At 63.5% G+C, this 13,817-nt stretch carries 13 protein-coding genes; 10 read left to right on the top strand and 3 right to left on the bottom strand.

Translation table 11 applies throughout. The annotated features are described in order from the left end of the window. The first annotated feature begins 5 nt into the window (after positions 1-5). The 3 genes from livM to ACTJJ6_RS04820 are packed head-to-tail and all read left to right on the top strand — an operon-like array spanning position 6 to position 2,877. Positions 6-1,292, top strand: coding sequence for a high-affinity branched-chain amino acid ABC transporter permease LivM (gene livM, locus ACTJJ6_RS04830; RefSeq protein WP_033639877.1), 1,287 nt, complete (start codon positions 6-8; stop codon positions 1,290-1,292). Beyond that, a complete protein-coding gene (locus ACTJJ6_RS04825) occupies positions 1,289-2,164 on the top strand; it encodes an ABC transporter ATP-binding protein (protein WP_016927043.1) in 876 nt (291 codons plus the stop codon). Before livM ends, ACTJJ6_RS04825 begins: the two co-directional genes overlap by 4 nt. After that, positions 2,161-2,877 carry an ABC transporter ATP-binding protein gene (locus ACTJJ6_RS04820; RefSeq protein WP_004928599.1) on the top strand — a complete coding sequence of 239 codons (717 nt, stop codon included), beginning with the start codon at positions 2,161-2,163 and terminating at the stop codon, positions 2,875-2,877. Before ACTJJ6_RS04825 ends, ACTJJ6_RS04820 begins: the two co-directional genes overlap by 4 nt. A gap of 30 nt (positions 2,878-2,907) precedes the next feature. Here ACTJJ6_RS04820 and ACTJJ6_RS04815 read toward each other — a convergent pair whose 3' ends face one another. Further along, positions 2,908-3,330, bottom strand: a complete 423-nt coding sequence (locus ACTJJ6_RS04815; RefSeq protein ID WP_016927044.1) for a winged helix-turn-helix transcriptional regulator — start codon at positions 3,328-3,330, stop codon at positions 2,908-2,910. An 86-nt stretch (positions 3,331-3,416) separates the two neighbouring features. On the opposite strand from ACTJJ6_RS04815, the gene ACTJJ6_RS04810 reads away from it, so the two are divergent. Further along, positions 3,417-4,364 carry an aromatic alcohol reductase gene (locus ACTJJ6_RS04810; RefSeq protein ID WP_016927045.1) on the top strand — a complete coding sequence of 316 codons (948 nt, stop codon included), beginning with the start codon at positions 3,417-3,419 and terminating at the stop codon, positions 4,362-4,364. Positions 4,365-4,381: 17 nt separating this feature from the next. Here the strand turns inward: ACTJJ6_RS04810 and ACTJJ6_RS04805 are convergent, their stop codons facing one another. Next, positions 4,382-5,068: an aspartyl/asparaginyl beta-hydroxylase domain-containing protein gene (locus tag ACTJJ6_RS04805; RefSeq protein WP_028127723.1), complete on the bottom strand. Its 687-nt coding sequence runs from the start codon at positions 5,066-5,068 to the stop codon at positions 4,382-4,384. A gap of 260 nt (positions 5,069-5,328) precedes the next feature. Here ACTJJ6_RS04805 and ACTJJ6_RS04800 point away from each other — a divergent pair, with 260 nt between their 5' ends. The 6 genes from ACTJJ6_RS04800 (at position 5,329) to ACTJJ6_RS04775 (ending at position 12,248) form a co-directional block, all read left to right on the top strand. Further along, the gene (locus ACTJJ6_RS04800; RefSeq protein ID WP_028128352.1) at positions 5,329-6,519 is read left to right on the top strand and encodes a sugar transporter; all 1,191 of its coding nucleotides are present in this window, start codon (positions 5,329-5,331) and stop codon (positions 6,517-6,519) included. Positions 6,520-6,693: 174 nt separating this feature from the next. Further along, a complete protein-coding gene (locus tag ACTJJ6_RS04795) occupies positions 6,694-8,088 on the top strand; it encodes an MFS transporter (protein ID WP_015378463.1) in 1,395 nt (464 codons plus the stop codon). A gap of 142 nt (positions 8,089-8,230) precedes the next feature. After that, positions 8,231-9,061, top strand: coding sequence for an alpha/beta fold hydrolase (locus tag ACTJJ6_RS04790; protein ID WP_337061001.1), 831 nt, complete (start codon positions 8,231-8,233; stop codon positions 9,059-9,061). A 9-nt stretch (positions 9,062-9,070) separates the two neighbouring features. After that, positions 9,071-9,496 carry a DoxX family protein gene (locus ACTJJ6_RS04785; protein ID WP_016927050.1) on the top strand — a complete coding sequence of 142 codons (426 nt, stop codon included), beginning with the start codon at positions 9,071-9,073 and terminating at the stop codon, positions 9,494-9,496. After that, the gene (locus ACTJJ6_RS04780) at positions 9,489-11,099 is read left to right on the top strand and encodes an MFS transporter (RefSeq protein WP_016927051.1); all 1,611 of its coding nucleotides are present in this window, start codon (positions 9,489-9,491) and stop codon (positions 11,097-11,099) included. Before ACTJJ6_RS04785 ends, ACTJJ6_RS04780 begins: the two co-directional genes overlap by 8 nt. Positions 11,100-11,195: 96 nt before the next feature. Continuing rightward, positions 11,196-12,248 carry an NAD(P)H-dependent flavin oxidoreductase gene (locus ACTJJ6_RS04775; RefSeq protein WP_049299779.1) on the top strand — a complete coding sequence of 351 codons (1,053 nt, stop codon included), beginning with the start codon at positions 11,196-11,198 and terminating at the stop codon, positions 12,246-12,248. Between the two features lie 107 nt (positions 12,249-12,355). Here ACTJJ6_RS04775 and ACTJJ6_RS04770 read toward each other — a convergent pair whose 3' ends face one another. After that, the gene (locus tag ACTJJ6_RS04770) at positions 12,356-13,738 is read right to left on the bottom strand and encodes a serralysin family metalloprotease (RefSeq protein ID WP_049299778.1); all 1,383 of its coding nucleotides are present in this window, start codon (positions 13,736-13,738) and stop codon (positions 12,356-12,358) included. Between the last annotated feature and the right edge of the window lie 79 nt (positions 13,739-13,817).

The following is a 13,817-nucleotide window of genomic DNA, read 5'->3' as shown; positions in this document are numbered from 1 at the left end:
ACGCCATGTCGCAATCCGTAATCAACGGCGGGCTGGACGTTAAACGCAGCCTGCTGGATGCCGTTTTGGCCGGGCTGATCGCCCTGATCGTGTTCGGGCCGATCGTCGGCATCGTGCTGAACGGCTACAGCTTCAACGTCGAGCCGCGCCGGCTGGTGTGGATCATCGTCGCGGTGATGGCCGGGCGGCTGTTGCTGAGCCTGTTCCTGCAAACCGCGCCGGGCCGCAAGGTGCTGGCTCGCTTCGACGGCGGCAACGACGGCGTTTACGTGCGCCCGCTGGGCTATAAATCCAATCTGCGCTGGTTCCTGCCGCTGATGGCGGCGATCGCGCTGTTGTTCCCGTTCGTCGCCACCAAGTACCTGCTGACGGTGGCGATCCTCGGCCTGATCTATGTGCTGCTCGGGCTGGGGCTGAATATCGTGGTCGGGTTGGCGGGGCTGCTGGATCTGGGGTACGTGGCGTTTTACGCCATCGGCGCCTACGGGCTGGCATTGGGCTACCAGTATCTCGGGCTCGGTTTTTGGGCGATGCTGCCGCTCGGGGCGCTGATGGCGGCGCTGGCCGGCGCGCTGCTGGGCTTTCCGGTGCTGCGTATGCACGGCGACTATCTCGCCATCGTCACGCTCGGGTTCGGCGAGATCATCCGGCTGGTGCTGAACAACTGGATGTCGCTCACCGGCGGGCCGAACGGCATTTCGGTGCCGGCGCCGACGGTGTTCGGTCTGGAGTTCGGCCGGCGCGCCAAGGACGGCGGGGTGCCGATCCACGAGTTTCTCGGCATTGATTACAATCCCAACCTCAAGTTCATCTTCATCTACGCGATGCTGTTTTTGGTGGTGCTGCTGGTGCTGTACATCAAGCACCGGCTGACGCGCATGCCGATCGGCCGCGCCTGGGAGGCGCTGCGCGAGGACGAGATCGCCTGCCGTTCTTTGGGGCTGAATCACGTGCTGGTGAAGCTGTCGGCGTTTATGCTCGGCGCCTCCACCGCCGGGCTGGCGGGGGTGTTTTTCGCCACTTACCAGGGGTTCGTCAACCCGACTTCGTTCACCTTCTTCGAGTCGGCCCTGATCCTGGCGATCGTGGTGCTGGGCGGCATGGGCTCCACCCTCGGCGTGGTGCTGGCGGCCTTCGTGCTGACGGTGGCGCCGGAGCTGCTGCGCAGCTTCGCCGAATACCGGGTGCTGCTGTTTGGCGTGCTGATGGTGGCGATGATGATCTGGCGGCCGCGCGGGCTGGTGCGCATCAGCCGATCCAGCTTCGCCGAACGCAAGGGGGTGGCGCCATGAGCGACGCCATTTTGCGGGTGGAACACCTGATGATGCGCTTTGGCGGCATCAAGGCGCTGAACGACGTCAATCTGGAGGTGGAGCGCGGTTCCATCACCGCCCTGATCGGCCCCAACGGCGCCGGCAAGACCACGGTGTTCAATTGCCTGACCGGCTTTTACCGCGCCAGCGGCGGTGCGATCCTGCTCAATACCCACAAGCGGCCGACCGACGTGATCCAAGTGCTGGGGCAGAAGTTCCGCGCCGGCGACTGGATACGCCCGAAGCGGCTCGGTTCGCGCCTCTATTACAAGATGTTCGGCGGCACCCATCTGGTCAACCGCGCCGGGCTGGCGCGCACCTTCCAGAATATCCGCCTGTTCCGCGAAATGTCGGTGGTGGAGAACCTGCTGGTGGCGCAGCACATGCAGAGCAACCGCAACCTGATCGCCGGGGTGCTGAATACGCCGGGCTACCGCCGGGCGGAAAGCGCCGCGCTCGATCACGCCTTCTATTGGTTGGAGGTGGTGGATCTGGCGGACTGCGCCAACCGGCTGGCGGGGGAGATGTCCTACGGCCAGCAGCGGCGGCTGGAGATCGCGCGCGCCATGTGCACCGCGCCGGAGATGATCTGCCTCGACGAACCGGCCGCCGGGCTGAACCCGGTGGAGACGGCCGCGCTGAGCCGCATCATCCGCTTCCTGCGCCAGCATCACGGCATCACGGTGCTGCTGATCGAGCATGACATGGGCATGGTAATGGAGATCTCCGATCGGGTGATCGTGCTCGATCACGGCGATGTGATCGCCCGCGGCACGCCGCAAGAGATCCAGCACAACGAGGCGGTGATCGCCGCCTACCTGGGCGCGGACGAAGAGGAGCTGGCGGGATGAGCGAAGCGATGTTGGAATTTCGCGAAGTGGACGTGTTTTACGGGCCGATCCAGGCGCTGCGCCAGGTGTCGCTGCAGGTGAACGCCGGGGAGACGGTGGCGCTGATCGGCGCCAACGGCGCGGGCAAGTCCACGCTGTTGATGTCGATCTTCGGCCAGCCGCGCATCGCCGGCGGGCAGATCCTGTTTGGCGGCGAGGACATCAGCCGCCGCTCCACGCACTTTGTTGCCAGCAGCGGCATCGCGCAGGCGCCGGAGGGGCGGCGCATCTTTCCGGACATGAGCGTGGAGGAGAACCTGTTGATGGGCACCATCACCGTCGGCAATCGCTACCTGGAGGAGGATTTGCCGCGCATGTTCGAGCTGTTTCCGCGCCTCAAGGAGCGGCGCAACCAGCGGGCGATGACCATGTCCGGCGGCGAGCAGCAGATGCTGGCGATCGCCCGCGCGCTGATGAGCCGGCCGAAGCTGCTGCTGTTGGACGAGCCGAGCCTGGGGCTGGCGCCGATCGTGGTGCGGCAGATCTTCGGGGTGCTGCGCGAGCTGACCCGCAGCGGCATGACGCTGTTTCTGGTGGAGCAGAACGCCAACCACGCGTTGAAACTGTCCGATCGCGGCTATGTGATGGTCAACGGCCAGATCCGCCTCACCGGCAGCGGCCAGGAGCTGTTGAACGATCCGGAGGTGAGAAAGGCCTATCTGGGCGGCGGCTGAACGCCGCCTCACGGGCAGGGATGCCCGCGTTCATCCCTCGATGGCGTTTCGCTCTTGATCATCGTAGTGCGAGCGGGCCGCTCTGAAGGCGTCGGCGGAGGCGATAATCCACGACCAGAGCGGCAGCATGTTGAGCAGCATCTCTTCCCCCGCGTCGGTGATGGTGTAAACCACGCGGGGCAGTTTTTCCTGATAATCGCAGCGCGATATCAACCCATCCCGCTCGAGATGGCGCAGCGTCCGCGTCAGCATTCTCTGCGTCACGCCCGCTAATTGGCGGCTTATTTCGCCGTGGCGCAGCGGCCCGTGGGTGCCCAGGATATGCAATACCCCCAGCGACCAACGGTTGCCCGCATGTGCGAGGATCTCGCGCTTCAGCCCTTCATCGTCGTTGCTCAATGCTTCACAGAACGCCTGCGAAAATTGCAGCAGCGCTTCCCGATCGCTCGTCATATTCCTCTCCGGTATCACGCGTGTACCTAATTGAACCCGTTTTTGTCAGCTGTCAGGATGACGCAGTGTCAAGACAGGAGGCAAGCATGAAATCCACAAATCCATCCATCAATACCGTGCTCATACTCGGCGCCGGTGAACTGGGGCTGCCGGTATTGCGTGCGATGAGCCGGCAGGCTCGGCTATATCCATCTTTAAAAATCAGCGTGCTGCTCCGGCCGGAGGCCGCCCGCGCCGTCAACGGCCCGCTCCGGGCGCGGCGGGATGCGCTGGCGCGGCTCGGCATCGCCGTGGTGGAAGGCGATCTGCAGCAAAACGGCGTGGAGGCGCTGAGTGCGCTATTCCGTTCCTTCGACGCGGTGATCAACTGCAGCGGCTTTGTCGGCGGGGCGGGCACGCAGATAAAGATCACCCAGGCCGTCTTGCAAGCGGGCGTGGCGCGCTACTTCCCGTGGCAGTTCGGCGTGGACTACGATGTTGTCGGCAAAGGCAGCGGGCAACAGGTGTGGGATGAACAGCTCGAGGTGCGTCACCTGCTGCGTGCGCAGCGTGCGACGGAGTGGGTGATTGTTTCCACGGGCATTTTCACCAGCTACCTGTTTGACCCCGGCTTTGGCGTGGTGGACGCGGCAACCAAAACGGTGCGCGCGCTGGGCGACTGGCGCTACGCGGTGACGCTGACCACCCCCGAGGACATTGGCCGGCTGACGGCCGCGATTTTTTTCCATCGGCCCGCGTTTCGCAACCAGGTGGTCTATATCGCCGGCGACACGCTGACCTACCGCGAGCTTGCCGATGTCATGCAGGCGCGCTGGGGCGTGGAGGTCAACAGGATCCTGTTGGACAAAGAGCGGCTGCGGGAAGATGTGCGGAACCATCCGCGTGACGTCGGCGCCAAATACCGGTTGGCTTTCGCCCGGCCCGACGGCGTGGCGTGGGATAAGGCGAAAACCTTCAATGCGCGCCAGGGCATAGCCACCACCACCGCCGAACAGTGGCTGGCGCAGCAATGGCCGATCCCTCAGGACGGTTAATCGCCTGAGCGCCGCAGTCAGAACTGGCGCTGCATCCAGCGCACGTTCAGCCGCACCAGCGCGATGATGGCGCTGGAGAGCAGCCGCAGCCCGCCGGGCATGTCGCGGCGGCGAATGTCCAGCAGCAGCACGGTGCGCACCTGCGGGCTGTCGTTCCATACCTCGTGCTCGAAGGTATCGTCCCAGAGCATGAACTCCCCCTCGTGCAGCCGGTATTCGCGGCCGTCCACCTTCAGCACCGCCGCCGGCGCGCCGTCGGCGCGTTTGGGCATGTCCAGCACCAGATAGCCGCGCAGAATGCCGCGGAACGGACCGCGATGGGGCGGCACCTGTTTGCCGGGCGCCAGGAAGGAGAGCGACGCGGACAGCACGTCCGGCGAGGAGGCGATCAGCGCCGCCAGCGTCGGACAGCGCGCCAGGTTGCGGGGGATGGGCTGGCCATAGGCCTTCATGATGAACATGCGCCAGTCGCGCGCGTCGTTGGCGGAGATGGACGCCTGCTGGCTCATGATCTCGTGAAAGCGCGGGATATTGTGCAGATCGTGGGCGACCGTCAGCGCCTCTTCGCGGATCTGCCGCCATTGGGCGGTGAAGCGTTCGGCGTCGGGGAAGAGGGCCGCGCTGTCGAGCACCGGCTGGCCCTGGATGCGGCGATCGTAAACATTGCGCAGGGCAAGTACGGACCAATCATAAATCGCGGACATCATAATGACCTCGCCTCAGGAAACGCCAAAGGGACACTGCGCGCTTCTTCGGCGCGGCGCGTGGACGGCCGGGGAGAAACGGCAGGAAAAATTGGTACGCTTCAATAGATTAGCACAGCATTTGTGCAACCGTGTGTCTGCGAATGTGTCGAAATGCGGCGAAAAAAACCACACAATTAAAGTGTGACGCGTATCGCATTTAGCGGGCCGGTTGGTTAAAATATCGCGACTTGCCCGCACCTGTCCGGATTTCTTTTACCATGGAACACGCTCCCGTTTCGCGCTCAACCGCCTGGTTGCGCGTGGTCATCCTCGCCGTCTCGGCCTTTATTTTCAACACCACCGAGTTTATTCCGGTCGGTCTGCTGAGCGATATCGCCGCCAGCTTCTCGATGCAAACCGAACAGGTCGGCCTGATCATCACCATTTACGCCTGGATCGTCGCCGCCGCCTCGCTGGCGTGCATGCTGCTGACCAGCAAAATTGAGCGCCGCAAACTGTTGATCGGCGTGTTCATGCTGTTTATCGCCAGCCACGTGCTGACCGCCGTGGCCTGGAACTTCACCACGCTGGTTATCTCGCGCGCCGGCGTGGCGCTGGCGCACTCGGTGTTCTGGTCGATCACCGCCTCGCTGGCGATCCGCGTGGCGCCGCCGGGTAAGAAAGCCCAGGCGCTGAGCCTGCTGGCGGGTGGCACCGCGCTGGCGATGGTGCTCGGGTTGCCGCTCGGGCGGGTGGTCGGGCAACTGCTCGGCTGGCGCATGACCTTTATCGGCATCGCGGTGTGCGCCACGCTGGCGCTGGTGCTGCTGTGGCGCCTGCTGCCGGTGCTGAAAAGCGAGCACTCCGGTTCGCTGGCCAGCGTGCCGCTGCTGTTCAAACGCCCGGCGCTGGTGGCGCTGTACATGCTGACCATCATTGTGGTGACGGCGCACTTCACCGCCTACAGCTACATCGAGCCGTTTATCCAGACCGTGGCCGGGCTGTCGGAGAACTTCACCACGCTGATGCTGCTGCTGTTCGGCGCCGCCGGCATCGTCGGCAGCCTGCTGTTCAGCCGCTACAGCGAGCGGTTTCCTTCCAGCTTCTTCATCGGCGCCATCACGCTGCTGGCCTTGAGCCTGCTGCTGCTGTTGCCGGCGGCCGGCAGCGAAAGCCACCTGACGGTGCTGTGCATCTTCTGGGGAATGGCGATCATGGCGATCGGCCTGTCGATGCAGGCCAAAGTGCTGAGCCTGGCGCCGGACGCTACCGACGTGGCGATGGCGATTTTCTCCGGCCTGTACAACTTCGGCATCGGCAGCGGCGCGCTGCTGGGCAACCAGGTGAGTCTGCATCTGGGCATGGGCAACATCGGCTTCGTCGCCGCGCCGCTGGCGCTGATCGCCCTCGGCTGGTGCCTGTTGAGCGTCTACCGCAGCGAACGGCTGCAGCAGCACCACAGCCGTTAACCTGCGGATTCGGGATGCCGCTGCGGCATCCCGCGCTGCATTTTCCTGCTATAAAACAGGCTGCTGCAGCGTTTTATGCTTAACTTTTTTTCATAGTCTGCTAATTAAAAATTTAACTCCGACGCCGCTTCGCTAGCATAGAAAGTCATTAAAAATGTTAATGCGAGGTTAACGGTGAGTGAATCTGTAGCGGCGTCGCCGATCCATGCGCGGGATTTGGCGGCCAGAATCGACGCCTTGCCCGCGTCGGCCGGCCTGTGGCGCTTTATCATTCTGCTGTCGCTGGGCGGCTTTTTCGAACTCTACGATCTGTTCCAGACCGGCTATATCAGCACCGGCCTTATCGCCGACGGCATTTTCCACACCGGCGCGCAGGGCGTCTTCGGCGTGTCGGATCAGGCGGCCTTCGCCTCCGCCACCTTTCTCGGCCTGTTCGTCGGCGCCAGCCTGCTGAGCCCGTACGCCGATCGCTTCGGCCGGCGCGCCACCTTTATGTTCGCCCTGATCTGGTATGGCGCCTTCTCGCTGCTGTTGGCGTTTCAACAGCAGGCGGAATGGGTGATCTTTCTGCGTTTTCTGGTGGGCGTCGGGCTCGGCATCGAGTTGGTGACCATCGATACCTACCTGACGGAGTGGGTGCCCGCGCATCTGCGTACCCGGGCTTTCGCCTTCGCGTTCTTCGTGCAGTTTCTGTCGGTGCCGGCGGTGGCGCTGATGTCCTGGTGGCTGGTGCCGCAGACGATTTGGGGCCTGAGCGGCTGGCGCTATGTGGTGATCGCCGGCGCGCTGGCTTCGCTGGTGATCTGGCTGGTGCGCAAGGGGCTGCCGGAGTCGCCGCGCTGGCTGGTGCAACAGCGGCGCTATGCGCAGGCCCGGCAGGTGATGCGGGACATGGAACGGCGCTGCGGCGTGGCGGCCGCAGACTTCCCGTCGCGCCCGGTTGACGATGCCGAGGGGGCGCCGCTGCGCGGCCGCTTTCGCGACATCTGGGCGCCGCAATATCGCGATCGCACGCTGATGCTGGTAGTGATGAATTTCTTTCAGGCCATCGGCTTCTTCGGCTTCGGCAACTGGTTGCCGGCGCTGCTGTCGGGCAAGGGCGCTTCGGTCACCCACAGCCTGCTGTACGCTTTCTTCATCACGCTGGCCTACCCGCTTGGCTCGCTGCTGTGCAGCTTCTACGCCGACAAGATGGAGAACAAGTGGCAGATCGTGTTGTCCTGCCTGGTGACGGTGATCTTCGGCTCGCTGTTCGCACTGCAGAACAACCCACTGTGGCTGATCCTGTGCGGTTTCTTCATCACCTGGTCCAACGCCTGGCTGACCTACAGCTACCACTCGTATCAATCCGAGATCTTCCCGACCCATATCCGCGCCCGCGCCGTCGGTTTCTGCTACTCCTTCAGCCGCCTGTCGACGGTATTCAGCAGCATCATCATCGGCATTATCTTGCAGTACGGCGGTTCGCTGGGGGTGATCGCGTTTATCGTCGCCAGCATGCTGATCGTGATGCTGGTGATCGGGCTGTTCGGCCCAAAAACGCGCGGTATCGATCTGGAAAACATCTGACGTTTTGCGCCGGCGGCGACGCCGGCTTCTTCAGCAAAAAAACTCGCGATCATGCGAAAATTATTCCGTTATCACTGCCTTTACGCCTGCCGTACTGTTAACCCGTACAAAATCCAATTCGATACCGAGCGGGGAACACGTCATGAGCACCCTTACCGCGCCCGATGGCGCACGCATTTTCTATAAGGATTGGGGCCGCGGCCAGCCGATCCTGTTCTCCCACGGTTGGCCGCTGTCCGCCGACGCCTGGGACAACCAGCTGCTGTTTTTCGGCCAGAGCGGATTCCGCGTGATCGCCCACGATCGCCGTGGCCACGGCCGTTCCGATCAAACCTGGCACGGCAACGACATCAATCAATACGCTGACGATCTGGCCCTGCTGATCGAAACGCTGGATCTGCGCGATCTGATCCTGGTCGGCCATTCCACCGGCGGCGGCGAAGTGGCGCGCTACATCGGCCGTCACGGCAGCGATCGGGTGGCGAAGGTGGTGCTGGTCGGCGCCGTACCGCCGCTGATGCTGCAAACGCCGGTCAACCCAGAGGGTACGCCGATGGCGGCCTTCGACGGCATTCGCAGCGGCGTGGCGGGCAACCGCTCGCAGTTCTTCAAAGATTTGGCGGTGCCGTTCTATGGCCTCCACTGCGACGAGGTGGAGAGCAATGCGGGGCTGATCGACCACTTCTGGCTGATGGGCATGCAGGGCGGCGTGAAAGGGCAGTACGAGTGTGTGCGCGCGTTCTCCGAAGTGGATTACACCGCCGACCTGCTGGCGATCGACAAGCCGACGCTGCTGGTGCACGGCGACGCCGATCAGATCGTGCCGATCGGCGCCTCGGCGCTGAAAGCCGCTAAGCTTATGCAACAGGCGGAGCTGAATGTTTACTCTGGCGGTTCTCACGGTTTGGCGCAGGTCGATCCCGATCGCTTCAACGCCGATCTGCTGGCCTTCATCCAAAATTCGCCGTTTTAAGGGGGCGCGATGAACCTGACTGCTATCGCCGCCCGCTGCGCACAGCGGCTGCATGCGCCCGCGGTGCGCTGGCTGCTGCTGCTCGCCATTTGCGCCGCCTATATTCAGGGCGGGTTGGTCAAAGCGCTGAACGTCGAAGGCGCGATCGCCGAGATGAGCCACTTCGGCCTGCAGCCGTCGGCGCTGTTCGCCGTGCTGGTGACGCTGCTCGAACTGGCGGCGTCGGCGCTGATCCTGAGCGGCTTTTATCGCTGGCTCGGCGCGTTGGCGCTGGCCGGTTTTACCCTGATGGCGACGCTGATGGCCAATCCGTTCTGGCAGTTCGACGGGGCGGAGCGCGGCCAGATGATGAACGGATTTTTTGAACACCTCGGGCTGGCCGGCGCGCTGTTGCTGGTGGCATTTAACGATTTGAAGGAGCGAACGGATGGCTGAACAGACGGAAAACAAGGCGGCGGCGGGCGGCTTCGCGCCGCTGAAAATCCCATTATTTGCGGTGCTGTGGGGCGCCACGGTGCTCGGCAACGTCGGCAGCTTTATGCGCGACGTCGCCAGCTCGTGGCTGATCACTGACCTGTCGAGCAACCCTTCGGCGGTGGCGCTGATGCAAACCGCCGCTACGCTGCCGGTGTTCCTGCTGGCGATCCCGGCCGGGGTGCTGTCGGACATTCTCGATCGGCGGCGCTTTCTGATCTTCGTGCAAATTCTGCTGGCCTGCGTGAGCGGCAGCCTGCTGGTGCTGTCGCAGACCGGTTCACTGACGGTGGAATATTTGCTGGCGCTGACGTTCGTCGGCGGCATCGGCGCGGCGCTGATGGGGCCGACCTGGCAGGCGATCGTGCCGGAGCTGGTGCCGCGCGCCGAGCTGAAAAACGCCGTGGCGCTGAACTCGCTGGGCATCAACATCGCCCGTTCCATCGGCCCGGCGGCCGGCGGTCTGCTGCTGGCCAGTTTCGGCGCCGGCGCGGCCTACGGCGCGGACGTGATGAGCTATGTGCTGGTGATCGCGGCGCTGCTGTGGTGGAAGCGGCCGAAGGCCGAGGACAGCGGCCTGTCGGAGCACTTTTTCGGCGCCTTCCGCGCCGGCCTGCGCTATGCCCGTTCCAGCCGCGAGCTGCACGTGGTGCTGCTGCGGGCGGCGGTGTTCTTCGCCTTCTCCAGCTCGGTCTGGGCGCTGCTGCCGCTGGTGGCGCGCCGCATGCTGGGCGGCAGCGCCGGTTTCTACGGCGTTCTGCTGGGAGCGGTAGGCGCCGGGGCGATCCTCGGGGCGATTGTGCTGCCGCGCCTGCGCCAGCGGCTGAATGCCGATGGGCTGGTGCTGTTGGCGGCGGTGCTCACCGCCGTGGTGATGGCGGCCCTGTCGCTGGCGCCGCCGCAGTGGCTGGCGGTGGTGCTGCTGTTGGTGCTGGGCGCCGGCTGGATTATCGCGCTGACCACGCTCAACGGCGCGGCGCAGGGCGTGCTGCCCAACTGGGTGCGCGGCCGCGGCCTGGCCATTTACCTGATGGTGTTCAACGGCGCGATGGCGGCGGGCAGCCTGCTGTGGGGGCTGGTGGCGCAGGAGCTGGGCGTGGCCGCCACGCTGCTGGTCGGCGGCGTCGGCCTGTTGGCGGCGGGGCTGCTGTTCCACCGCCTGCGTCTGCCGACCGGCGAGGCCGATCTGCAGCCGTCGAACCATTGGCCGGAGCCGTTGGTCAACACGCCGGTTGAAAACGATCGCGGCCCGGTGATGATTCAGGTGGAGTACCGCATCCGCGAACAGGATCGGCCGCAGTTCTTGCGCACGCTGCTGATGCTGGAGCGGGCGCGCCGCCGCGATGGCGCTTACGCCTGGGGCATCACCGAGCATACCGGCGATCCGGAATGCATCATGGAGTGGTTCCTGGTGGAGTCCTGGGCGGAGCACCTGCGGCAGCACCAGCGGGTGTCGCACGCCGACGCCGACCTGCAGCAGGAGGCGCTGCGCTTCCATATCGGCCCGGAGAAACCGGTGGTGCATCACTTCCTGTCGCTGGACAGGCGGCAGGTGAAGCATTAACTGCACGGCCGGGCGGTGAGAAGGTGCTATGCTTTTGGTCGGTTCGGCGGCGTGGCCGCCGTAAGACGAATGTAGTCAGCACAGGGAGACACATTGATGACGGCACCTTCTGCTTTTGCCCGCGAGCTTGGGCTGCGCTATCCGATCGTTCAGGGGCCGATGAACGGCGCGTCGCCGCCGGCATTGGCGGTGGCGGTGAGCAACGCCGGGGCGCTGGGATCGTGCGCGGCGGCGCTGTTTTCACCGGCGGTGATCCTCGAACGGGTGCAGCAGATCCGCGCGCAGACCGCCGCGCCGTTCAACATCAACCTGTTTCTGCTCGATGAGCAGCACCCGGATCTCGCCGAGCTTAAGCGCGCCCAGCACCTGCTGCGGCCGTTCCGCGAAGCGCTGGGGCTGAGCGAGCCGCCGATCCCCACCCAATTTGCCGAAAACAACCGCGACCAGATCGCGGCCCTGCTGGAGGCTGCGCCGCCGGTGGTCAGCTTTACCTTCGGTGTGCTGCCGCGCGCCACGGTCACGCAGTTCAAGAAGGCCGGCTCGCGGGTGATCGGCACCGCCACCACGGTGGCGGAAGCCCGCGCCTGGGAAGAAGCGGGCGCCGACTTCGTTTGCGTCTCGGGCGCGGAGGCGGGCGGCCACCGCCCGACCTTCCTCGGCGACATCGAGCAATCCTGCGTCGGGCTGATGGCTTTGCTGCCGCAGGTGGCGGCGGCGGTGAAGATCCCGGCGATCGCCGCGGGCGGCATCATGAACGGACGCGGCATTGCGGCGGCGCAATTGCTGGGCGCGCAGGCGGCGCAGCTGGGCACCGCGTTTCTGTGCAGCCCGGAGTCGGGCATCGCCGAAGCCTGGCGGGCGGCGCTGCGCAACGCCGGCGATGACAGCACGCGCCTGACGCGCGCCTTCAGCGGCCGCCCGGCGCGCGGCATCGTCAATGACTTCATGCGGCAGATGCGCGCGGAAGAGGCGCAGATCCTGCCCTATCCGGTGCAGAACGCGCTCACCGGCGATATCCGCCAGGCGGCGGCCAAGGCCGGGCGCGGGGAGTTTATGTCGCTGTGGGCCGGGCAGGGCGTGGGCCTGGCGCGGCCGATGCCGGCGGCGGAGCTGGTCGCCACCCTGGCGGCGGAGCTGGAAGCGGTGTGAGCTCGTCTGCGCGATTTATTGCTGTGGCAATGTAAAAAGACGCCGGGGTGAGGCCTGAGAAGAGATGAATAGCCCGGCGTTCACGCCGGGCTGCGGGTTTACCCCTGCTAGACGAGAATATCGGCGGAAGCGTCGACATGCCCAACGATTTTGACAAGGAAATCAGGTAATTGATTGCCGGAGAGATTGATGGCCAGATCGGTGACATTCTGCTGCGCGTCATAATTCAGCGCCGCTTCATACAACGAGCCGCTTAAACTATCCACGAAGTGCAGCTCGCTCCCATCGGCCTTAGCCGTCTGGTTGAGCCACGACAGATCGATTTTATCCACCGCCGTCTGGAAATCGCGGATCCAATCCGGTGCGGCGGCTTGGCTGTCGCCGGCTTCGCGGAAGACGAAGGTGTCCGCGCCTGCATTGCCCCAGAGCTGATCGGCGCCGCCGGCACCGTAAATGATGTCGTTGCCTGCACCGCCTTTTAGCGTATTGTTCAGCGCGTTGCCCACTAAAATGTCTGCGCCGCTGCCGCCGATGATATTTTCAATCTGCGCGCCGTAGGCGATGGCGATATTTGCCTTCAAGCCGCCCACATCAGAGAATGCGCCTTCGTTAATGTTGATGCGCTGATCCTGGCTGTAGCCTGAAAAATCCAGCGTGTCATTGCCGCCAGCATCCCAGATAGCCGCCACGATTTTGTCCGTGGACGCCTTAACGCTCAGAAAGTCTCTGTCCGTATTCGAGTTGAAACCATAGGTGGTATCACCGGTGCGCGTGGTGGTATTCGCGCCGTAAAGCTTCTGTATGGCGGTAATATCATCCAGCTGCGGCCCTGATGGCCAAACGCCTTTATAGTCAGCGCTGGTGTATTGTTCGTTAAAATAGCTCATCAAAGAATATTGATGGTCGTCTTCATAATACTTCGCCGAGTTGGCGTAGGTGGGGTAGGTGGCATTTGACGCATCATAATTGCCGGGATGAGAAAGCCCTAACGCATGCCCTATTTCATGAGTCAGCGTATCCCTGGCGTAGTTATTGGTTTGCGGATTGGAGGCGTCGTAGCCGTTATTGCCGCTGATCCAAATGGTGCTTTTGAGATTGCTCTGCGTACTTTCATACGAGGTGTAATTGCCCCCGCTGGCCGCCTTATAAAAACCAAACTTTATATCTGCATTTTTCGCGTCGTTGCCTTTAACCTCGGTGAACGTGATGTTGGCCACATCCGACCAGGATTGCAATGAAAGCTTGGTTTGGGCTTGCTGGGCGGCGGTAAGCTGCGCGGCGCCCGTCTTGTCGCTGCCGGTATAGACGGGGAAAGAGTAGGTCAAGGTAGCCGCATGGTCGGTCACGCCTTTGCCATTGGCGGAATAATGGCTCCTCAGCAGCAGATCTGAAACTTCTTGCGTGGTATATGACGGTTTACTGCTCCCCGCGTGATCGCCTCTTTCATAACTGGTTAAATAACCGGAAATCTTATCGGTCGCTAATGACATATCAAACTCCTTTGGACGTTGACAATATTGCACCTAACGCTCTATATGCTCGTACACAGGTTTGAAAATCAGGGGTAAT

The sequence above is a fragment of the Serratia sp. 22278 genome, from assembly GCF_052045405.1.
Lineage (GTDB): Bacteria > Pseudomonadota > Gammaproteobacteria > Enterobacterales > Enterobacteriaceae > Serratia > Serratia marcescens.
Note: the sequence above shows the minus strand (reverse complement) of the source record. Positions and strands in the feature narration are given on the sequence as shown.

Coding starts and splice junctions, on each gene's coding strand:
- livM (WP_033639877.1), top strand. CDS start 6: ATGTCGCAATCCGTAATCAACGGCGGGCTGGACGTTAAACGCAGCCTG.
- ACTJJ6_RS04825 (WP_016927043.1), top strand. CDS start 1,289: ATGAGCGACGCCATTTTGCGGGTGGAACACCTGATGATGCGCTTTGGC.
- ACTJJ6_RS04820 (WP_004928599.1), top strand. CDS start 2,161: ATGAGCGAAGCGATGTTGGAATTTCGCGAAGTGGACGTGTTTTACGGG.
- ACTJJ6_RS04815 (WP_016927044.1), bottom strand. CDS start 3,330: ATGACGAGCGATCGGGAAGCGCTGCTGCAATTTTCGCAGGCGTTCTGT.
- ACTJJ6_RS04810 (WP_016927045.1), top strand. CDS start 3,417: ATGAAATCCACAAATCCATCCATCAATACCGTGCTCATACTCGGCGCC.
- ACTJJ6_RS04805 (WP_028127723.1), bottom strand. CDS start 5,068: ATGTCCGCGATTTATGATTGGTCCGTACTTGCCCTGCGCAATGTTTAC.
- ACTJJ6_RS04800 (WP_028128352.1), top strand. CDS start 5,329: ATGGAACACGCTCCCGTTTCGCGCTCAACCGCCTGGTTGCGCGTGGTC.
- ACTJJ6_RS04790 (WP_337061001.1), top strand. CDS start 8,231: ATGAGCACCCTTACCGCGCCCGATGGCGCACGCATTTTCTATAAGGAT.
- ACTJJ6_RS04785 (WP_016927050.1), top strand. CDS start 9,071: ATGAACCTGACTGCTATCGCCGCCCGCTGCGCACAGCGGCTGCATGCG.
- ACTJJ6_RS04780 (WP_016927051.1), top strand. CDS start 9,489: ATGGCTGAACAGACGGAAAACAAGGCGGCGGCGGGCGGCTTCGCGCCG.
- ACTJJ6_RS04775 (WP_049299779.1), top strand. CDS start 11,196: ATGACGGCACCTTCTGCTTTTGCCCGCGAGCTTGGGCTGCGCTATCCG.
- ACTJJ6_RS04770 (WP_049299778.1), bottom strand. CDS start 13,738: ATGTCATTAGCGACCGATAAGATTTCCGGTTATTTAACCAGTTATGAA.